General features: G+C 56.0%; 17 protein-coding genes. 8 read left to right on the forward strand and 9 right to left on the reverse strand.

What is annotated here, in order from left to right; all coding sequences use genetic code 11:
* The first annotated feature begins 23 nt into the window (after window positions 1-23).
* Both acnA and DC3_RS02375 read left to right on the forward strand, forming a co-directional pair.
* Entirely contained in the window at window positions 24-2729 is a 2706-nt protein-coding gene (acnA, locus tag DC3_RS02370) for an aconitate hydratase AcnA (RefSeq protein WP_281292429.1), read from the forward strand.
* A gap of 131 nt (window positions 2730-2860) precedes the next feature.
* On the forward strand, window positions 2861-3568 hold the full coding sequence (locus tag DC3_RS02375; protein WP_146882000.1) for a PadR family transcriptional regulator: 708 nt from the start codon (window positions 2861-2863) through the stop codon (window positions 3566-3568).
* Between the two features lie 38 nt (window positions 3569-3606).
* Here DC3_RS02375 and DC3_RS02380 read toward each other — a convergent pair whose 3' ends face one another.
* The 5 genes from DC3_RS02380 to DC3_RS02400 all read right to left on the reverse strand — a co-directional run bounded on the left by DC3_RS02380 (window position 3607) and on the right by DC3_RS02400 (window position 8480).
* Complete coding sequence (locus DC3_RS02380; RefSeq protein ID WP_146882001.1) at window positions 3607-4155, reverse strand: Uma2 family endonuclease; 549 nt, start codon at window positions 4153-4155, stop codon at window positions 3607-3609.
* Between the two features lie 95 nt (window positions 4156-4250).
* The gene (locus DC3_RS02385) at window positions 4251-4505 is read right to left on the reverse strand and encodes a hypothetical protein (RefSeq protein WP_146882002.1); all 255 of its coding nucleotides are present in this window, start codon (window positions 4503-4505) and stop codon (window positions 4251-4253) included.
* A gap of 242 nt (window positions 4506-4747) precedes the next feature.
* Window positions 4748-5188 (reverse strand): response regulator, encoded by a 441-nt coding sequence (locus tag DC3_RS02390; RefSeq protein WP_146882003.1) that lies wholly within the window; start codon window positions 5186-5188, stop codon window positions 4748-4750.
* Window positions 5185-7236, reverse strand: a complete 2052-nt coding sequence (locus tag DC3_RS02395; protein WP_146882004.1) for a PAS domain S-box protein — start codon at window positions 7234-7236, stop codon at window positions 5185-5187. The genes DC3_RS02390 and DC3_RS02395 overlap by 4 nt, the downstream gene beginning before the upstream one ends.
* A complete protein-coding gene (locus DC3_RS02400; protein ID WP_146882005.1) occupies window positions 7233-8480 on the reverse strand; it encodes a PAS domain-containing sensor histidine kinase in 1248 nt (415 codons plus the stop codon). Before DC3_RS02400 ends, DC3_RS02395 begins: the two co-directional genes overlap by 4 nt.
* Before the next feature lie 299 nt (window positions 8481-8779).
* Here DC3_RS02400 and DC3_RS02405 point away from each other — a divergent pair, with 299 nt between their 5' ends.
* On the forward strand, window positions 8780-10624 hold the full coding sequence (locus DC3_RS02405) for a hybrid sensor histidine kinase/response regulator (protein WP_146882006.1): 1845 nt from the start codon (window positions 8780-8782) through the stop codon (window positions 10622-10624).
* Window positions 10625-10627: 3 nt separating this feature from the next.
* Here the strand turns inward: DC3_RS02405 and DC3_RS02410 are convergent, their stop codons facing one another.
* A complete protein-coding gene (locus DC3_RS02410) occupies window positions 10628-12349 on the reverse strand; it encodes a MutS-related protein (protein WP_146882007.1) in 1722 nt (573 codons plus the stop codon).
* 193 nt (window positions 12350-12542) lie between these two features.
* Here DC3_RS02410 and pgi point away from each other — a divergent pair, with 193 nt between their 5' ends.
* A complete protein-coding gene (gene pgi, locus DC3_RS02415; RefSeq protein WP_146882008.1) occupies window positions 12543-14165 on the forward strand; it encodes a glucose-6-phosphate isomerase in 1623 nt (540 codons plus the stop codon).
* A gap of 56 nt (window positions 14166-14221) precedes the next feature.
* On the opposite strand, the gene DC3_RS02420 is transcribed toward pgi, so the two are convergent.
* From DC3_RS02420 to DC3_RS02430, 3 genes are all read right to left on the reverse strand, one after another.
* Entirely contained in the window at window positions 14222-15817 is a 1596-nt protein-coding gene (locus DC3_RS02420) for a S8 family serine peptidase (protein ID WP_146882009.1), read from the reverse strand.
* A gap of 41 nt (window positions 15818-15858) precedes the next feature.
* Complete coding sequence (locus tag DC3_RS02425) at window positions 15859-16890, reverse strand: GGDEF domain-containing protein (RefSeq protein ID WP_186815779.1); 1032 nt, start codon at window positions 16888-16890, stop codon at window positions 15859-15861.
* Between the two features lie 66 nt (window positions 16891-16956).
* Entirely contained in the window at window positions 16957-17616 is a 660-nt protein-coding gene (locus DC3_RS02430; protein WP_146882011.1) for a helix-turn-helix domain-containing protein, read from the reverse strand.
* A gap of 33 nt (window positions 17617-17649) precedes the next feature.
* Between DC3_RS02430 and DC3_RS02435 the strand changes: the two genes are divergently transcribed.
* From DC3_RS02435 to DC3_RS02450, 4 genes are all read left to right on the forward strand, one after another.
* Window positions 17650-18204, forward strand: coding sequence for a hypothetical protein (locus DC3_RS02435; protein ID WP_146882012.1), 555 nt, complete (start codon window positions 17650-17652; stop codon window positions 18202-18204).
* Window positions 18205-18459: 255 nt separating this feature from the next.
* Window positions 18460-19458: a LacI family DNA-binding transcriptional regulator gene (locus DC3_RS02440; RefSeq protein WP_146882013.1), complete on the forward strand. Its 999-nt coding sequence runs from the start codon at window positions 18460-18462 to the stop codon at window positions 19456-19458.
* Window positions 19459-19722: 264 nt separating this feature from the next.
* Window positions 19723-20745 carry a tryptophan--tRNA ligase gene (gene trpS, locus DC3_RS02445; RefSeq protein ID WP_146882014.1) on the forward strand — a complete coding sequence of 341 codons (1023 nt, stop codon included), beginning with the start codon at window positions 19723-19725 and terminating at the stop codon, window positions 20743-20745.
* Window positions 20746-20753: 8 nt separating this feature from the next.
* Window positions 20754-21644, forward strand: coding sequence for an endonuclease/exonuclease/phosphatase family protein (locus tag DC3_RS02450; protein WP_146882015.1), 891 nt, complete (start codon window positions 20754-20756; stop codon window positions 21642-21644).
* The last annotated feature ends 19 nt before the right edge of the window (window positions 21645-21663 follow it).

The raw sequence follows: 21663 nt of genomic DNA on the forward strand, positions 1-21663 counted from the left end.
TGCTCTTGAGGAGGATCACATTCATGGCGAAAAACCTGTTTGGCGCTAGAGAAGTGCTGACCGAACAAAACGGTCAGAAAGTCTACTATTACCGCCTGGAAAAACTGAAAGAACTCGGGTACGACATCGACCGTCTGCCCTTCTCCATCAAAGTGCTGCTCGAAAGCGTCCTGCGTGAAGCCAACGACTACGACGTGACCCAGGACGATGTCAAAAACGTCGCCAGCTGGCAGCCCCAGAACCCCGAAGTGGAAATCCCCTTCAAGCCCGCCCGTGTGATCCTCCAGGACTTCACCGGCGTGCCTGCAGTGGTGGACCTCGCCGCCATGCGCACGGCCATGGTCAAGATGGGTGGCGATCCCAAGAAGATCAACCCGCTGATCCCTGTGGACCTCGTGATCGACCACTCCGTGCAGGTGGATGAGTTCGGCACCGACCTCGCCCTGATCCACAACATGGAACTCGAATTCGAGCGCAACCGTGAGCGTTACGAGTTCCTGAGATGGGGCCAGCAGGCTTTTGACAACTTCGGTGTGGTTCCCCCCGCTTCCGGCATCGTGCACCAGGTCAACCTGGAGTACCTCGCCAAAGGCGTGCAGGACCGCCCTGAAGACGATGGCGTCGTGGTCTTCCCCGACTCCCTCGTGGGCACCGATTCCCACACCACCATGATCAACGGTCTGGGCATTGTGGGCTGGGGCGTGGGGGGCATTGAAGCCGAAGCCGTGATGCTCGGTCAGCCCATCTACATGCTGATGCCCGAAGTGGTGGGCTTCAAGGTCACGGGCGCACTGCCTGAAGGGGCAACTGCCACCGACCTGGCCCTCACCGTCACCGAAATCCTGCGCAAAACCAACGTGGTGGGCAAGTTCGTGGAGTTCTACGGCCCCGGTCTGTCCAACATGACCCTGCAGGACCGTGCCACCATCGCCAACATGGCCCCCGAGTACGGTGCCACCATCGGCTTCTTCCCTGTCGATGATGAAGCGTTGCGCTTCCTGCGCCGCACTGGCCGCCTGGAAGACGAAGTCGAACTTGTGGAGAAATACCACAAAGCCCAGGGCATGTTCCGCACCGATGACCTCGAAGACCCCATCTTCACCCAGAGCATCGAACTGGACCTCGGCACCGTCAAACCCTCTCTGGCCGGCCCCAAGCGTCCCCAGGACCGCGTGAACCTGGACAGCATGGCAGATGTGTTCAACACCGCACTGGTTGCCCCAGTGAAAGAGCGTGGTTTCGAGCTCAGCGAAGACAAACTGGACGCCAAAGGCACCATCACCGGAACCGACATCCAGATTGGCCACGGTGCAGTGACCCTTGCCTCCATCACATCCTGCACCAACACCTCCAACCCCAGCGTCCTCATCGCTGCAGGTCTGGTGGCCAAGAAAGCCGCAGAGCGTGGCCTCACCAGCAAGCCCTGGGTGAAGACCTCCCTGGCCCCCGGAAGCCGCGTGGTGACCGAGTACCTGGTGGCCGCTGGCCTGCAACAGTACCTTGACCTGATCGGCTTCAACACTGTGGGTTACGGCTGCATGACCTGCATCGGCAACTCTGGTCCCCTTCCTGACCGCATTGTGGACGCCATTCAGGAAGGCGACCTTGTGGCGGCCTCCGTGCTCTCCGGCAACCGCAACTTCGAAGGGCGCATCAACCCCCACATCAAGGCCAACTACCTGGCTTCCCCACCCCTCGTTGTGGCCTACGCCATCTTCGGGACGGTTGCCAAGGACATCACCACCGAGATGCTGGGCATCGGCAAAGACGGCAACCCCGTGTACCTGAAAGACATCTGGCCCACCAGCAAAGAAATTCAGGACATCATGGACCAGACCATCAACGCCGAAATGTTCCGCAAGGTCTACGAAGGCATCGAGAAGTCCAACCAGATGTGGAACAACATCCCCATCACCGAGGGCGAACTCTTCGAGTGGGACGAGGACTCCACCTACATCCAGAACCCCCCCTTCTTCGAGGGTCTCGCGGGTGAACCCGGCCCCATCAAGCCCATCGAAGGCGCACGCCTGCTGCTGAAGCTCGGCGACTCTGTCACCACCGACCACATCAGCCCTGCAGGAAGCTTCAAAGCCAACACCCCTGCCGGTAAATTCCTGGTGGCTGCTGGTGTCGAGCCCAGGGACTTCAACAGCTATGGCTCCCGTCGTGGCAACGACCGCGTGATGACCCGTGGCACCTTCGCCAACATCCGCCTGAAGAACCAGCTGGCTCCCGGCACCGAAGGTGGATTCACCACCTACTTCCCCACCGGAGAAGTCACCACCGTCTACGAGGCCTCTGAGCAGTACAAAGCTGCCGGAACCCCCCTCGTGGTCGTCGCAGGCAAAGACTACGGCATGGGTTCCAGCCGTGACTGGGCTGCCAAGGGCACCTTCCTGCTGGGCGTGAAGGCTGTGATCGCCGAGTCCTTCGAGCGCATCCACCGCAGCAACCTGGTGGGCATGGGCGTGCTGCCCCTGCAGTTCAAATCCGGTGAAAACGCCGAGTCCATGGGCATCCAGGGCGACGAGATCTTCGATTTCGACATTCCCGAAGACCTCAAACCCCGCCAGGACATCAAGGTCCGCCTGACCGACGCAGAAGGCAACAAGCGCGAGATCATCGTGACCTGCCGCATCGACACCCCTGTGGAAATTGATTACTACCGCAACGGTGGGATTCTGCAGACCGTGCTGCGTCAGCTGCTGAAATCTGGCGTCAAAGCTTAATCCGCATCATCGCTGCCCCCTGCAAATTTGCAGGGGGTTTTTGCTGATCAACGGTCTTTCGATATATCGGCGATACCTCTTGACATCAAGGCTATCTAGCAGTATCTTCGATATATCGAAAGGAGGTGCTTATGCACCGCAGAGCCTTATTCATCCGCCAGAGATGGCACCAGCATCAGCTCGACCACCACAGACATCATTCCCACCACCATGCCCACGAAGGCCCTCACGAAAGACCTGATTTTCGCCGAGATCCCCGTGAGCATTTTGGTCCCCAGGACCACCCTGAACATCCTGACTTCCGCTGCTCACCCTTTGGGGAACGGGGTCGCAGGGGGGCCATTCATGCACTGCGTCACGCCAGAGGCAGAGGAGGCCCCGGCCCCAGAGTCAAGCCTGGCAATGTCCGTGCTGCCATTCTGGCCCTGCTCTCAGAAGGTCCCTTCAATGGTTACCAGATCATTCAGGAAATTGCCCAGCGCAGCGACAACGTCTGGAAACCCAGCTCAGGCTCGGTCTACCCTGCCCTGCAACAGCTGATCGATGAGGGGCTGATTCAGGAAACCGTCTCAGAAGGCAAACGTGCCTTTACCCTGACAGAAGCAGGCAGTGCATACTGCAAAGACCACCCTGAAGAAATCGATGCGCCATGGAAAGTGGTTTCCGAGGGGGTCAGTGATGGCATCTTCGAATTGCGGGCCACCCTGGAGCAACTGATTCACGCCACCCAGCAGGTTGCCAGTGTGGGAACGCCAGATCAGGTCACCGAAGCCAGCAAACTGCTGATCAAGACCCGCAAAGCCCTGTACAAACTTCTGGCCGAAGACGACGAAGAGTGACACCGACTGGAAAAAGGAGCCCGAGGAGGGCTCTCTTTTTATGCCTCAAAATCGATGCCCTCATAAACGTCTGACACTGCAAGGCTGCTTCCCAGACAGGGCACTGGAACTTCCCCTGCTGTAAAATGCTGGTCTTTCCATTCAGGTTTCTGAAACACCCGCACCAGAGCGTGGTACTGGTCCACAATGATGTAGGTTTGCACAGATGGAGACAGGCGGTACTGAACCAGTTTCTCTCGAAGGTCTACATTCTGGGTGCTCCGCGAAAGCACTTCCACCACCAGGCAGGCATCGTTGAACAGCACCTCGCTGCCTGTATTCTGACAGGTCACGAATACATCTGGATAATAAACCACACCTTCCAGAGGGGAAAATTTAACGTTCTGCAGATACACCTGCCCCCCCATGGAACGCGCAGCCTGTCTGAGGGCAAAAGCAACATTTTGCGTGATCTGGTTGTGTCTTCGGGTGGTTCCCGCCTGGGCATGGATGGTGCCATACAGAAACTCATGCCGGACTGGACTGGTCTCTTCAAGCTCCAGGTATTCCGTCAGGGTGATGGGGTCAGGCATTCTGGCTTCGGTCATGGCAGCAGAGGCATCCTTTCTTTCAGTTTACAAAAGAAGGTGGGCACAAGAAAAACCCTCCTCATGTTCTGAGGAGGGGTCACCAGACCTGAAACTCAGGCCAGTGTGGTTCTGAGACCACCCATGTGCTCGATTTCCAGGATCGCCTTCTCAATGCGGGCGGTGTCCTGATGTTCTTCCCGGGCATAGCTGAGCACCTGCCGGAGTTCATCACGGGCAGAACCCAGGAGTTTCTGGGCCAGTGCAGGGGCAGTGGAGGTGTAAAAGCGGGCTTCGGCCAGCAGGCGTTCTGCTGTGCGGATCGCGGTGTAGGCTTCTTCAAAAAGGGCAGGGTTTTGCAGGTGTTTCATGGAAACCTCGGCTGGGATTCTTCAGCAGGGTGGGATCGAAAATGAATTGTGCTGGGGTAGGGCCAGATGTCAGAGGTACAGTACATCTTCATGATACGTTACATCTCTGAAACATTTGTCCCTTTGGTCTCTTTTGATTGTCGGAAATCTCCGTTCAGACAACAATAAGTGAGATGACCAAGAGCAAGAGCATAAACATGCTCATGTCACTCAAGGTCATCACAAGTGAAGGTGTCGGTTGTTCAGTCCTGTCTGGGTGGGTATTCGTTGAGGACCAGCCAGTACATGCCCAGTTGCAGGGTGGCGTCCATGAAGTGCTCAAAGTCCACAGGTTTGCGGATGTAGCTGTTCGCCCCCAGGTTGTAACTCAGCACCATGTCCTCGTCCTGTTTGGAGGAGGTCAGGATCACCACAGGAATCAGTTTGGTGGCGTCACTGGACCGGATTCTTTCCAGCACCTCCAGACCGTTCATTTTGGGCAATTTCAGGTCCAGCAGGATCAGGTGGGGCAGGTCGGTGGGGTCTCTGCCTGCGTACTGCCCTTCGCAGAAGAGGTACTCCACGGCCTCCACACCATCGCGCACCACAATCACTTCATTGGCAAGGCGGCTCTTTTTAAACGCCCTCAGGGTCAAAAGCTCATCGTCTTCGTTGTCTTCCACCAGCAAAACCACTTTTTTCATGCCTGCTCTCCTGTGTCTTCGTTGAAATGCCCGAGGGTGAAGAAGAAGGTGGCTCCCTTGCCCACTTCACCGTGCGCCCAGACCCGGCCTCCGTGGCGGTGAATCACCCGCTGCACGCTGGCGAGGCCCACTCCGGTCCCCTCGAACTCGCTGTTTTTGTGAAGGCGCTGGAACACCCCGAAAAGGCGGTCCATGTTCTGCATGTCAAATCCTGCACCGTTGTCTGCCACAAAGTAAACGTCTTGCTGATCGTCTTGCATCTGGCCGAACTGGATTCTGGCCTGTTCGGTTCTGGAGGTGAACTTCCAGGCATTGCCCAGCAGGTTCTGCAACACCACCCTGAGCAGGGTGGGGTCACCCACGGCGGCCAGCCCAGGCTGAATCTCCACTTCCACTTTACGCTCTGGATCGGCAAAACGCAGGTCTTCAAGCACACTTTCAGCGAGGGCGGTCAGGTTGACTTTCTGGTGGCGCATCTCGGTGCGGGAAATGCGGGAGAGGTGCAGGATGTCGTCAATCAGGTGGGCCATGCGGTCACTGTTCTTCTTGATGCGGTCCAGATAATCCTGCCCGGTTTCATCGAGCTGGTCGGAATAGTCTTCCAGCAGGGCCTGACTGAATCCGTTGAGGCTTCTGAGGGGGGCCCTGAGGTCATGGGACACACTGAAGGCAAAAGCTTCGAGTTCCCGGTTGATGAATTCCATTTCCTGGGTTTTGCGCACCAGGTCCTTGTTGAGTTCCAGGGCCCGCTCATTGAGGGATGCGTTGAGCTCCCTGAGCTGCTCCTCTGCCTTCTTGCGTTCGGTGATGTCACGAACAATGGCAGTGTAGAAGCGGCCTTCTGGAATGTCCCAGTGCGCAATGGAGTATTCGATGGGAAAGCGGGTGCCATCTTTCTTCAGGCCCACCGTTTCAGCAGTGAGGGCCACTTCTGGAGCTTCCTGAGGGGGTTGCTCTTGCTGCTGCCGTTGTTGCTGTTCCAGCACTTCTGGTGGGCTGAGGATGCTGCCCGGCTTTCCAATGACTTCTTCTTCGGTGTAACCATAAAGTTCAGCTGCAAAACGGTTCCAGCTGAGGATCGTCCCCTTTGGATCAATGGTAATAATGGCATCGTGTGCCGATTCGGTGAGAACCCGGTAGCGCAGCTCACTGTCCTGAAGTTTCTGGCTGGATTCCCGCTGCTGCAAGTCACTGCGGTGCAATGTCCAGCCCAGGTAGTAGACCATCAGGGTGAACACAGCAATGATGCTGACTGTGAACAGTGAAATCCCGAAATCCCGCCCGAAAATGTTGTAGTAGATGCCCTGGTAGCGCAACCAGGACAGCACGACCGGAACCAGAATTGCCGCTGGAATCAATTGCCGGACCACTGCACCGCCTGCAGTGCGCTGGCGCATCAGGTGCACGATGCTCCAGTCTGCACGTGCACACCAGAACCCAAAGCACAAGAGCACAAAGGTGTTTGCGGTGCTGAGGGCCATCTGGGCTTTCCAGCCCAGGAAAGTCAGGCCAGTGATGCCAAAGAGGTAACTCAAAATAGAGAACAGGGACAGCAGAAAAACCAGAAAAACCAGAATTTCGGCAGGCCAGCGTTTCTCATCCCTGCGCACATCCATGATGGTGAGGGCAAGTCCCAGAAACACAAAAGCAAGGGCTGTGGGAACCGCAATATTGTTGACTATAAGATCAGGAATGCCATACAGGTTCTGGAACAGCCAGTCATCAAAGGTGAAGTCTTTCCCCATCACCCAGGACAGACACACCATCAGGCCCAGCAGAATCTGAATGAAGGCGATGGCCACCACCAGCGGCCTCAATTGGGTGCGTGCACCACTGACCAGCCACAATGCAATTGCACACATCAAAAAATTCATGGCAGTCAGGGGATTCATGAACACGGTTGTGGAATCTTTCCAGTCCGGGTGGAGTTTCCAACCCACCATCACCCACAGGCCGATGATGGCTGCAACCAGAGCGGCCAGCCGTGCCATCCATTCTGCGGAAAAAGGCAGTTGTGAGTTGTGAACCTGTGTCTGCGCTACACTCATGCTTTCTCCTCCGGAGCAGGAAGGGTGAAAAAGATGGTGGCTCCCTGGTCCAGGGTCCCTTCAGCCCAGACCTTGCCCCCATGTCTCTCGACAATGCGTTTCACCACGGCAAGTCCCATGCCGTTTCCTTCAAATTCCTGATGCCCGTGCAGGCGGTGAAAGGGCTGAAACATCTGACCTGCAAAACGCATGTCAAATCCCACCCCGTTGTCCCGCACAAAAAACACGTTTTCCTGATCCATCTGCTGCACCCCCACCTCAATGAGGATGTGGGCACGTCCTGCAGAGAACTTGATGCTGTTGGTGATCAGGTGCTGCATCAGGGTGCGCACCAGACCCAGGTCGCCATACACTTCCATGTTGCTGGCAATGCGAATCTCCACATCTGGCTGTGAGGCCTTGATCATGCTGGACACCAGTCTGTTGGTCATGGCGGTGAAATCGATCAGGGTGATCTGCATGGAGGCACGGGTCACCCGGGAGTAATCCAGCAGGTCGTCCAGCAGGTCTCCCATGCGCTGGCTTGCCTTGCGGATGCGTTGCAGGTAACTGCGGGCAGTGTCATCAAGGATGTCATTGTAATCCTCCACCAGGGCCTGACTGAAACCATCCAGACCCCTCAGGGGGGTGCGCAGGTCATGGGCGACACTGTGGGCAAAGGACTGCAGGTCCCGGTTGGCCGACTCCAGTTCCAGATTGCGTTTGTGCAGGTCCATCAGGAGTTCTTCGGTGCGCATGTTCAGGGCATCGTTTCGGCTTTGCAGCTCTTCTTTTGAAGACAGAGAAGTGACTTCCCGGGTGAATTCTGCAGTGCGGTCCTGGGCAACAAACAGCAGGGCAGACGTTCCTGCTTCCAGCTGCAGCCTTTGTACACTCAGACGAATGGGCCTGCGGGTTTCATGCACCTGAACCCAGCGGTCTTCCTGGTTCAGGTCTTCAAAGCCTGTGGTGCGGGTTTTGCTGTCGGGCTCAAAGACCTGCAGCTCCTGCATTGAGGGAAAATCCTGGTCTGGTGAAAGTCCCAGCATTTCGCGGGCACACCTGTTGAACTCGGTGACCTGGCCCTGGGCATCGTAAACCCACCAGGCATCGTGTCCAAGGTCTTTCAGGGCGTTCAAAATCATTGCCTGTGGATTCACCTGAGGCGGTTTCTCCTGTCTGGTTTTCGTTCTGGCAAAGTGTGGAATCAGCCAGCCAGCCAGCACCCCCAGCACAGCAGTGATGACAATGGAAAGGGTGCTCACCGCCACCCCTCCTGGGGAGATGCAACCCAATACAGCATGCTGCACACAAAACGGACCTTGCAGACCGCTTTGCTGCGCACTGGTGCATCTTTTCCCACCGCCCGGACCATAGAAATCACAAAATAACACTTTCTTTCAGGGGGAGCCAGAGCTCTCTCAGCAAGGGTACAGCGAATTGTATATCAGACTGCATGTTCTCATACAATCCACCCAGTCCCCATGCGGCATTCTGAAATGTGCTGTAATCTCATGAAGAGAACCACCATGCTCAACAGAAGGTCCACCAGAAGGTTTCACCCATGACTTTGAAAGTTCTGATCGTAGAGGACAACCCAGATGACTCTGAACTGCTGATCAGGCGCCTCCGCCGTCTTCCAGATCACTCCTTCGAGTTCACCGTCGCCCCCAGCGGTCAGGACGGGCTGCATGCCCTGACCCTCAGCACGCCAGAATTGATTTTTCTGGACTTCAACCTCACCGACATGAACGCCCTGACCTTTCTGGATCGGCTTTCGCAGCTGTCTGTGAAGACTGTGGTGATCACCCTGACGGGCAACGGCGATGAGAAATCTGCAGTCAGTGCCCTGAAGGCCGGAGCCATGGATTACCTGAGCAAGAACAACCTGGATGCAGAGACCCTGAAAAGGACGATTGACTCTGCCCTGGAGCGTCACCGCCTGAACGAGCAACTGGTCAGCACCCAGCTGCAGATTTCCCGGATGATCCAGGAAACCCCGGTGGGCATGTGCCTGCTGGACCGTGACCTGAATTTCCTGAACGTCAATGACAAGTTCGCCCAGTTTGCCCACCTGAGGCTGGAGGACATGGCAGCAGTCCCCTATTCCAGTCTGGCGAGTCCCTTGCTCCATCAGCTGGAATGGATGTGCAAAAGGGTCTTGCTGTCTGGCAAGCCCTTCCGTGATGTGGAAATCAGCACCGGAACTGGCCTCCAGACCGAGTTTTATCTGGTGAACATCTACCCCATCTCCAATCAGCCTGGCGTGATCCTGTGGATCGGCATCACCGTCACAGACATCACCAAGAGCAAGCGCGACGCCCTGCTGTTGCAAGAAAGCCAGAACCAGCTGAACCTCACCCTGGAGGCCACCCGGGTGGGCACCTGGAAGTGGGACTGCATGGCAGATGAGCTGAGCTGGCTTGGCCAGACTGCGCACATTTTTGGCCTGAAACCTTTCCCCGAGCAGCCCAGACTGGAACATCTGCTGGCAAGCCTGCACCCGGAGGACCACGAAAAATTCGAGCGCTGCCTGCAAGAAAGCCTGGACCACCAGACCGACTTTGCTGTTGAGCTGCGCATTCCGAAACCCGACGGGAGCATCCGCTGGGTGATGGCCCGGGGCAGGTCTGACCTGCAAGGGAAAAACCCTCAGGTACTGGGGACGCTGGTGGACATCACGGACCTGAAAGAAGCCGAACTTGCCCTGCGGGAGATTTCCCAGGCCCAGCAGCGCTTCGTGAACGATGCGGCCCATGAACTTCGGGCGCCCCTGACCGCCATTCAGGGCAATCTGGACCTGATCCACCGTTATTCCAACATGGCAGAGGAAGACAAAGAAGAGGCCCTTGCAGATGTGGCCAGAGAAGCCACCCGTCTGAGTCGCCTGGTGCAGGACATGCTGGCCCTTGCCAAAGGGGATGCAGGGACGGAACTGCGCATGGAGGAGTTCTCACTGGGCACGGTGCTGGAAGATGCCGTGAAAGCCACCACCATGTTGACCCGCGAACACCTGCTGGAAGTCTCTGAGTTTGAAGATGTGTGCATCCTGGGAGACTATGACCGCCTGAAGCAGGTGCTGGTGATTCTGCTGGACAATGCATCCAAATACACCCCCACCGGAGGGCAGATCCGGGTGCATCTGGAGCGGTCGGGCCAGCAGGTGCTGATCCACGTTTCAGACACCGGTATGGGGATTGCAGAAGAGGACCAGCCCAGGGTCTTTGAGCGCTTCTACCGGGGACAACTCTCCAGAGAGAAAGATCCCGGGGGCACGGGTCTCGGCCTGCCCATTGCCAAGTGGATCATCGAGAAACACGGTGGAAAAATCAGCCTGCAGAGTCAGCTGGGGATTGGAAGCACCATCACTTTGCACCTTCCGGTGCTGAAAGAAGTGGCTTCTTCCTGAGTTTCAGACCTCGCCCCGATCCTGCAGGGTCTGGGCAATTTTTTCGAAGCTGATGCCATGCTGGGCAGCAATCCGTCTGGCATAACTGACCCCCTGGGGAAGTCCGGGCCGCACCTGATAGGTGGGCTGGATCTCTCCACTGGAATCCGTCTGGACTTCGGCCACCAGACTGACCACTCGTGCCTCACCTGCAAGGTCCTGATTGATTCTGCTGGCATTGCGGGCCAGTTCATGCAGGTGGGTGTTGAAAATGGCCCTTGCCCCGAGCAACCTCAACCCCCGAACCACATCTTCTGCCAGAAACAGGCTCTCGGTGAGGTTGGTGCTGGTGAGGGACTCATTGAGCAGGATCAGACTGTACCTGGTGGCTTTCTGAAAAATGTCTCCCAGCCGTGAGGCCTCTTCTCCGAAGCGCCCGGTTTCCAGATCAGGCCGCTCTTCCATGGGAAAGTGCGTGTAGATGTGGTCCACAGGACTGATCCGGGCATGTGATCCCGGCACATACCAGCCTGCCTGAAACAGGGCCTGGGTGAGACTCACCGCCTGGGTGTAGGTGGTCTTCCCTCCCCTGTTGGGTCCGGTGATCAGAAAGACCCTTCCTTCTTCGCCAAAGTCCACGGTGTTGGTGATGATGGTCTTTTGCAGGTTTTCATCTGGAGTACGCTGGATGTGCCGCAGGGCCAGATTGATGTTGTAATTCTGCTGGATCTGACAGGTCCTTTCAGACATGGGAGCAATCTGGGGTTTGCACAGGGGAAGCCCACTGTTCTGCAATTTGCGAATGATGGACACGGCTCCCAGGTAAAAATGGAACTCTGGTTCCAGACGCGAAAGCAATTTTCCACTCAGGCTGGTGTACTGGGCCAGCGCCTTGGAGATGGGTTTGGCCACATCCCCAATGATTCTGGCCAGGTCAGCGAAAAGCGGGTGCAGCAGGGTGTCCTGACGCTCATAATGCTGAAAGGACGCCCCGTTGATGATCTCCTGGCGAAAGGGCAGCACGTGGAGAGGTCCCAGTCCACTCGAGCTGCCAGATCTGGGTTTTGTTCCAAACAGGCGGCCCAGCAGAGGTGCACCTTTGAAAGCCTCTCCATGCACCCCCAGCAAGGTGGCCTCCACAGGTTTGAACTGGGCATCCAGATTCACTCCGATGCTGATGCTGGCGAGGCCTCCAAAACGGGCCTGCATCTCCGGAAGTTCGTGTTTCAAAGATGCAAACAAAGGGTCCTGCTGAATCCCTGTCAGGTGGCTCTGCAGGTCCCGGAACCCCTGGGAATGGAATGACACACCACCCATGGCTTCCAGCAGGCCTTCCACACACTGCAGGTAAAGCTCAAGTTCTCCCAGACGCCAGCTGACCTCATGCAGGGGGCTCAGCCTGCGGTCCCGACTGGCCACATAATCGGTCAGGGTGGTGATCTGCGGGATGACCTCTTTCAGACGTGACTCAAATTGCGGGTGAAACAGCACATCTTCCAGCACTGCCTGTCGGTACTCGATCACCTGCGGGTCGGTGCACAGGTCAAGCAGGGCCTCGGCCAGCACTGCACCAGGTTTCACTCCACTGGAAAATTTGAAAAATTCCAGCAATTCAGAGAGTCCTGTGTCCCGGATGCTGTTTCCAGGCCAGTTGCGGGCAGACGGAGCCGTGGGCCTGGTGTGTTCGGGCCAGAGCAGGCTGAGGTCCTGCCTGTCTGTGGCTTCTTCAGAACGCTGGGATGTCATGTGTTTTCAGCATAGCCATTCTGGGGTGCTGCAACTGTTGCGTAAGTTCACTTGTTGAATGCTCCATTTGTGTGGCACAAATTCATGCAACCTGCAGCTGTTTCTGCTGAACTGATCAGGAATTCATGAATCATTCTGAGAAGTGACAAACGTTTCTTTTCTTCCCCCCGGACAATTGGTGTAGATTATACACATGTTCAAGAATCCCACTGAACTCCCCGCATGGAAGGCCTTAGAAGCCCATTATCAAAAGATTCAGAACCAGCACCTGCGCGATCTCTTTGCCCAGGACCCCACCCGTGGAGAACGCCTGACCGCCGAGGCAGACGGTCTGTTCCTGGACTACTCCAAGAACCGCCTCACCGATGAGACCCTGAAACTGTTGCTCGACCTTGCCAGAGAAGCAGGGGTGGCAGAACACAGGGAAAAAATGTTTTCTGGTGAGAGAATCAACACCACCGAAAACCGTGCAGTGCTGCACACTGCCCTGCGTGCACCAGGAGATGCTGAGGTGCTGGTGGATGGCGAAAATGTGGTTCCCGAAGTGCATGCTGTTCTGGACCGCATGGCCGCCTTCAGTGACAGGGTGCGCTCTGGAGAATGGCTGGGTTACACCGGCAAGCGCATCAGGACCGTGGTGAACATTGGCATTGGCGGATCAGACCTCGGTCCAGTCATGGCTTACGAGGCCCTGCGTGCCTACTCTGACCGCAACATCACCTGCAAGTTTGTTTCCAATGTGGACGGCACCGACTTTGCAGAAGCTGTGCATGGCCTCAACCCTGAAGAGACCCTCTTTGTGGTCTCCAGCAAGACCTTCACCACCATTGAAACCCTCACCAATGCCCACACCGCCCGCGAATGGCTTCTGAAAGGCCTCAAAGATGAGGCTGCTGTTGCGAAACACTTTGTGGCTGTGTCCACCAACGCTGGCGAAGTCAGCAAGTTCGGCATTGACACCAACAACATGTTTGGCTTCTGGGACTGGGTGGGCGGACGCTACAGCATGGACTCCGCCATTGGCCTCTCCCTGATGATCGCGATTGGCCCGGACAACTTCCGGGACATGCTGGCAGGATTCCACGCCATGGACCGCCACTTCAGAACCGCGCCCCTGCAATCCAACCTCCCTGTCCTGATGGGCCTGATCGGGGTCTGGTACAACAATTTCTTTGGTGCCGAGAGTGTTGCAATTTTGCCTTACGACCAGTATCTGGCCCGCTTCAGTGCGTACCTGCAGCAACTGGACATGGAGAGCAATGGCAAATACGTGCGCTTTGACGGTCAGGTGGTGAATTACCAGACGGGTCCCATCGTGTGGGGGCAACCTGGAACCAACGGGCAGCACGCCTTCTACCAGTTGATCCACCAGGGAACCAAACTCATCCCTGCAGACTTCATTGGTTTTGCCCAGAGCCTGAACCCCAGTGGCCGTCACCATGACCTGCTGATGGCCAATTTCTTTGCCCAGACCGAAGCCCTTGCCTTTGGCAAGACCAGTGACGAGGTGGCCGCTGAAGGAATCTCTGGCAGTCTGGTGCAACACAAGACCTTTGAAGGGAACCGTCCCACCAACACCCTGATCGCCCAAAAACTGACCCCCTTCGTGCTGGGCCAGCTCATTGCGCTTTATGAGCACAAGGTTTTCGTGCAGGGGGTCATCTGGGACATCAACAGCTTCGACCAGTGGGGTGTTGAACTGGGCAAGGTGCTGGCCAACCGCATCACCCCTGAGCTTGAAGCTGCCGGAATGCCTGAACTCAAGCACGACAGCAGCACCAATCATCTGATTCGTCTTTACCGCCAGTTGCGCTGAGTTCAAAAGCAGAAACGCCCTCGAATACAAAGAGGGCGTTTCTTTTGTTTTTCAGCTCACTTGCACTGGATGTCGGTGGTGGTGGAGTCATCTGGAGCAACCACCATCGTGCCCTCACAGGAGTAGATGGTTTTGCCTGGCTGGTAACGGTCCTCAATGGTGGCACGAACCCGATATGCACCAGATTCCAGGGTCTGGCTGGAAAATACGTTTGCCACGTTGGTGCCAAAGGCAAAGACCACAGGGCTGTTCACTTTCACACCAGAAACGGTCACATGGGCCTGATAGCTCCCGCGCAAAGCTGGGGGCGCAGGTGGATTTCCCCCGATCTCCTGAAGTGCTTTGTCAATCCGCAGGAACTTTGCATCCTTCAGGGTGGGGTCGGTCAGGTCATCTCCACTGTGGATCAGGGCACCCACCACCTGATCCCAGGTGGCAGTGGGACGTTTGCTGAACAGCAGGGCTGCTGCTGCCGCCGCCAGAGGTGCACTGAAACTGGTCCCAGAGTTGAGCATGTACTCGGTTTGAACAGACCGCTGATCATCTGTTCGACCATTGAAGACCAGCAGGTCTTGCCCTGGAGCAACCAGCCTCAGGTGCCCTCCATAATGGGAGAAGGTGGCTTTTTCTTTGTTGAGGTTGGTGGCCCCCACACTGACCGCATTGACACTGTTTGCCGGGTAAGCCACAAAGGATTTTCCGTTGTTTCCTGCTGAGGCCATCACCACCACACCCGCATCACGCGCCTCTTTCAAAGCCTGATCCAGCACAGGGTCGGAAACAGTGTTGGTGCACACACCTCCGCTGCTCATGCAGAGGCTCAGGTTGATCACCTTTGCACCTTTGGCAATGGCTGTTCGAATGCCTCTGGCAATGATGTCTGTGCTTGAACTGCCTGAAGGGGTATAGATGTTGATGGGAACCACCTGAATGGGGGCCTGCTGGCCGGCATTGAAGTTCAGTGAAGCCATCCCCTTGCCATTGTTGGTGGTGGCACCGATCAGGCCAATCAGGGACATTCCATGCGAGGCAAGGGATTCATCAGGATAGTAGGGGTCATCATTCTTGTCTGCAGGATTCAGGCAGCGTTCTCCTGTCGCCTGGTTGCACCCGATGGGTTGCAGGTCCAGGTGACTGCCTTTCAGGTCCTCGTGGTGGGTGTACCCATCATCAAGCACTGCCACCTTGACCTGGGTGGTGGTTCCCGGGTCATTCCAGGCCCCTGCTGCACCGATCTGGTCCAGATACCACTGGTGGGTGTCTGGATCAGTGGGTTCCCAGGGCTGATCCAGATAGGGATCATTGGGTGTCAGTTGTTTTTGATAACGGTAGTTGGGCTGCACCCGAAGCACTCCAGGCAAGTTGCGCAGCTCTTCTGCACTGCTGGCTTTCAGGAGGGCCTGGTTGTTGTGTGGCTGTGTGATCACCACTCCAGTTCCTGAGAGCTTTTGCAAATCAGAGGCCTTTTGAAAAGTCACGATATATTCCCCAGGGATCGGTGCAGTTTGCTGGCTCTGTGAGGTCACCCCGGAGGGCAGAATCAGGTTGAGGGTGGCCTGCCCCTGGCCATCTGGAGGCAGAATGACGTAACTGTTGCATCCGACCAGAAGCGCCAGACCCAGCATTGAGAACACCTTGAATGTTGTCGTCATGAAGAATCTTTTCGATTATAGATGAAGAGCATGAAAATCCATTAGACCACCCGCGTGTGGTTGCGTCCGCTTCCTTTAACGTTCAGCAGTGCACCGTCTGCCCGTCTGAATGCGCTCTCGGTATTGTCCCAGGGCTGCACCCGGGTGACCCCAACACTCACTGTGATTCGAAGTCCATTGATGAATTCTGCAGTTTCGATGGTGGTTCTGAACTGCTCACACAGGGCGTGCGCTTCGGTGTCCTCCATGCCAGTCAGAATCACACAGAACTCTTCTCCTCCCCAGCGGAAGGCCCGTCCTTGCACCTGAAACACGTCTGATGCACGCTCTGCCACCTGTTGCAGAATCAGGTCTCCCACATCGTGTCCATGACGGTCGTTGATCTGCTTGAAGTGATCAATGTCGAAGACCACCAGATGGGTGGTCTGCACCTGATCCATGGCTTTTTCAAGTTCCTGCTGGAATGCCCGTCTGTTGGGAAGGCGGGTCAGGGGATCAATCACCGCCATGCGCTCGGCATCCCGGCGCTTGCGGGTTTCCTCCTGCATCTGGCCGTAGACATTGTGGATGGCCCGACAGATGACGATCGCCATCAGTCCCAGAATCGCCACATCCAGCGCTTTGAGGTTCTGGAATCCGTGCAGGTTGAGCACCCAGAACATCAGGACACTGAGGGCAAAATACACCCCACTGATCACCAGGGAGAAAACCGGGCGGGCATGGTACACCACGGTCCAGTGCCAGACCATCACGATGCCCCATGCGGGAAGCAGGTAGATCCCACTGTCTGGTTCCACTGCAGGAGACTGCAACACAAAGTAAAGGGTCAGACCCACCACCAGCATCTGTCCCCAGGTGCTGATCCAGTCAAGGGCACCCAGATAAGCAGTGCGATTTTTCAGATAGAGTCCCAGCGAAACCAGCATCATGAACAGGGCAAGCCCCACCACCTGTTGCTCCAGAGGATTCCTGATCTCCCAGAGGTGATGAAAGGTCAAGAGGATCGCTGCAGGAAGAAGCAGGCTGTAGTTGTGGTGTTTGAGGCGGGTCAGGAGGTTCTGCTGGCTTGGCATGGAGGCTCCCCTGTCAGGAGATGACCCCATTGTGACAGATTTGTGACCTGATGTTTCAGTTTCGCTTCAGGACCGTTCAGGGGTGAGGTCCAGATGGATCAGGTACGGGGTCTTGCCCTGTCGTTGTTTGTATCTGGCATACAGGCCAGCAAGGTCCTGCTGCAATTCTTTGGCATCCTCAGGGTCCAGAAACAGACGGGTCCAGAGGGTCAGGATGGCTGGCCCTTCTGGGGCAAGTATTTCCGGGGACAGGCTGGATTCTCCATCTTTGCTGAGGAAGGAGTAAGCCACACCATTCACCGGATCACGCTTTATTCCAATGCCCACAGGCACGCCCATGAGGCGCAGCATGGACTGGGAATAGCTGTAGGTGAAACGGTCCAGCTTCGCGAGATACTGGGCATCCAGAAAACCCTGAAATGTGTCGGCTGTGCTCAGGTCAAAAGGCACAAAATAGGCGTCTGCTGTGCTCTGGTAGAGCTTTTGCCTGCCCCGCATGCGGGTGAAGGTGATCAGGTTCAGGCGCTCCATTTTGCGCACCTGATACAGCAGGGAGTTGGCTTTGACTTTGAGCTCACGGGCCGCTTCGGGAACACTGATCTCCCTTTGCAAGAAGGGTTTGAGCACTTCCACCTGCCGGGGATCGGTCAGCAACTGGGCCGCTTCAGGGTCACGCACCTCTATCAAGGGGAGTGGTGAAAAAGTCGGTGTGATTTCACTGTTCATCTTTGAAAAATGATAAAGCACAAAGGAGTTCACATGTTTAAACCTGCTGTTCTGTTCCTGACCGTTTTTGCCTCTCTTGCCGCTCAAGTTGCCGTTGCAAAAGCACCCACCGAAAAAATCACTGATCCTGCTAAGATCACCCGGGCCTACGTGGAAAGTTTCGGAGATGTCCGGGAGTGGGTCGACATGACGCCGATGGGGAACGACGAAAGGCGCTGCATTTTCAACAGCCTGCAACGCATGAACACCATGGTGAATTACTACCTGCGGGGAGCTTCCACCACCAACATCAGTTTCCTGCGCAAGGACCAGGAAGCCCTCACCTTCAATCTGACCGCCGAGCAACCCCCCATTGGAGCCGAGAAAAACAAGGTGCGGGGTTTCTGGATTTCCATCCGCTGTGCAGATCAGGTGCGCAACATGGAGTCCTGGAAAACGGTGATGTCCTGGGTTCCTGTGTTTGAGGCCCTCGTACAGAATACCGAAAGCCAGCTTGGTTACACGTTTTCCCACGTGGAAATCACCCCCCAGGGAGGAAACATGCTGTGGTGGAAGGACAAAAAGGGAAACCTGGTGATTCTCCGCTGAGTTTTCTGCAGAGCAGGGGTGGACACATTTACCCACCCCTGCTCTGGCTCTGGCTGGTTTTGACATCTGTATTCATGAGAAGTCTGGGAATTGAAGCCGAGCTTCAAAAGCCTGAAAAGAATTTTCATTGATGCATTCGAGGATTTTCTTTCCTGATGCCTTGCTGGATTCATTGACAAACGATTTCATGCTGTTACAATAAGGGCAAACGATTTCACCCGCTTGTGTGTGGTTCGCAGGCCCCCAGGATACAGCATGAAGAGAATGGTCACCTTGGTTGAAGTAGCGCAGGAAGCCGGAGTTTCCCCCAGCACCGTGTCACGCATCCTGAGCGGTACGGCCAACGTCAGTCTGCGCAAACGGCACGCTGTGGAAGAAGCCATTCGCAAGCTGAATTACCAGCCCAACATCATTGCCAAGGGCCTGGTTCGGGGCCAGACCATGTCCATTGGGGTGCTCACCCAGGACATTTCCAGTCCGTTTTACAACGATGCCCTGCTGGGGGTTCAGGAAGCGCTGCAGGGCACCGATTATGTCCCTGTCTTCGTGGACGGTCACTGGCACCCGAAAGACGAGGAAACCGCCATTGGACGCCTGATGGGCCGTGTCGATGGCCTGATCATCATGGGGGGCAGCCTCGCAGAAGACACCCTGAAGCGACTGGCCGACAACATGCCCATCATCGCCATTGGACGCAAAGTTCCCGATCAGGAGCACCACAGCCTGATCCTGGACAATTATTCGGCCACCCGCAAACTCATGGACTTCCTGTTTGAACTCGGTCACGTCCGCATTGCCCACATTGCTGGCCCGAGAGACCATCCCGACGCCATTGAACGCCTGCACGGCTACCGGGACGCACTGGAGGCTGCAGGGCATGAAGTCAGTCCCAACCTGATTGTGGAAGGGGATTACCACGAATCGGCAGGTCTGCTTGCTGTGGCAACCCTGCTGGAGTCTCGAACCATGTTCACTGCGATCTTTGCAGCAAACGATCAGATGGCTTACGGGGCCAGACTGGCCCTGTACCGTCGGGGAATCCGGGTCCCTGAAGAAGTCTCACTGGTCGGCTTCGATGATGCCAAGACCTCCGAGTACTTCTCTCCCCCACTCACCACTGTAAGACAGCCCATGCACGAACTTGGGCGGCAGGCGGCAGAGGCCCTGCTGCAAATGATTGAGGGCGCAGAGGTGCGTCTGGAAGCTCCAGAGCTTCAACTGGTGATCCGGGAATCCACCAAACGCATCCGCTAGACATCAAGGCAAACCAGGAAGCAGGCCTGAAAATTGGCCTGCTTTTTCATTCATGTCCAATAGGCCATCATCCGCATGTCCTGACCTGATCGGAAGGGTACAATCACCAACATGAAACAGATGTTCTCACAGCTGAACTGGCGTGACCCGGGAGGTTCCCGGGAAAGGTCTGCTGTGATGTAACGCGTTTTGGAACAGGAGCCGCTCGGGAAACCGGGCGGCTTTTTCATTTTGAGCCCTCTCACTTTCTTACCGGAGGACCCCATGAACCCAGCTCAACCCAAACTGCTCACCGGAGACCGCCCCACCGGGCGCCTGCACCTTGGACATTTTTTTGGTTCTCTGCAATCCAGGGTGCACCTGCAAGACCAGCACCACAGTTTCATCCTGATTGCAGATGTCCAGGCCCTCACCGACAACTTTCACCATCCTGAGAAAGTGTCCCAGAATGTTCTGGAAGTGCTCAAGGACAATCTTGCAGTGGGACTCTCTCCGGAAAAATGCACCTTTGTCTTGCAGTCCCAGGTGCCAGAAATTGCCGAACTGACCGTCTTCTTCTCAAATCTGGTGACCGTCAGTCGCTTGCAACAGAATCCAACGGTGAGGCATGAGATCAGGCAAAAACAGGCCCTTTTTGGTGAATCTGTGACCTATGGGTTCCTGGGATACCCGATCAGTCAGGCTGCTGACATCACGGTGTTTCAGGCAGAGGTGGTCCCGGTGGGTGAAGACCAGTTGCCCATCATCGAACAGACCCGCGAACTGGTGCGCACATTCAACCGCCACTACGGTGAGGTGCTGAAAGAACCCCGTGCCCTGCTCTCCTCGCATTCCAGAATCAAAGGTCTTGATGGTCAGCAGAAGATGGGTAAGAGCCTGGGAAATGCCATCTTTCTGGCAGATTCAAGTGCAGACACAGAAAAGAAAGTGATGCAGGCCGTCACCGATCCACATAAGATCCGCAAGAATGACCCTGGACGCCCTGACATCTGCACGGTTTACACGTACCATGCCCTGTTTCAGCCTGACCACCTTCAGACGGTTTACCAGGAATGCAACAGTGGAACCCGTGGGTGTGTGATGTGCAAACGTGAGCTTGCTGCCTGCATCAACGCAGCCCTGCAACCCATTCGTGAACACCGGTCACAACTGGATGAGCAAGAAAGCACCCTGATCGAAATGCTGCTGGACCACACAGAAGTGGCCAGGAGCACCTCCCGTGAAACCCTCAAGGCCACACGAAAAGGCATGCACCTGCTCCTTCCACGAGGTCCGGGCTCGATATAATGGGCCGTGTGCGTCTTTTACTGACTTCTCTTTTGTATTTGCTGCTGGTGATTGGCATCTGGGTGCTGGAAGAATACGAAGAGTCCCATCTGGGGATCACCGTGGCCCTCACCTACTCACCTCACTTTTTCTGGCTGATTCCGCTCTTTTTGCTGATGCACTCTGCTTTTCGCAAGAAAAACTGGGCTGCTCTGGATGTGCAGGCCCTGACCCTCATTTTTGTGATGGTCGCCCTGATGAATCTGCGCATCCCCACTCCTCAAGAATGCACAGGCCATCCCCTGGCCCTGATGAGCTACAGCACCCATCAGGGCCAGGTGTCTGCCTTTGTGCTGCAGAACATCCTGACCGTGCATCAACCTGAGGTTGTGCTTTTGCAGGACACAGCACCCTCCACCTCCATGTACATCTCCAGCCTGAAACGCTCTGGCTGGTTTACGGCTGAGCATCAGGGTCTCATCACCCTGAGCCGTTACCCACTGAAAAAACAGCAAGGACTGTCCAGTGTGCACGCTCTGGTCACGGATCTGCAGCTTCAGCGTCGCACGGTGAGAATCATCAATGTCCTGCTCCCAGAAGTGCGTGATCCTCTAAAGTTCCAGCTCCAGGCCCGAACCCATCAGGGGGTGCTCAAACAGATCCTTGGTCTGGCCTCCAGAAACACAGTGATTGCCGGAAACTTCAATGCCGTTCCACATGGCCTGTGGGTCAAGCCCCTGAGAGCGAGATACAGCGAAGCCATGGGACTGGGCTTTGGTTACACCTATCCCACATTTCTCCCTGTGGAACGACGGGATCAGGTCTGGTACTCTGGTGGGCTCTGTCACCAGAAGCATGAAGTGCTGCCAGAAAGAGGCTCAGATCACCGTGCCATACAGGTGAAACTGAGTGTTAATTGAAGCCACTGTTTGCATTAAG

It is taken from the genome of Deinococcus cellulosilyticus NBRC 106333 = KACC 11606 (assembly GCF_007990775.1).
Lineage (GTDB): Bacteria > Deinococcota > Deinococci > Deinococcales > Deinococcaceae > Deinococcus_C > Deinococcus_C cellulosilyticus.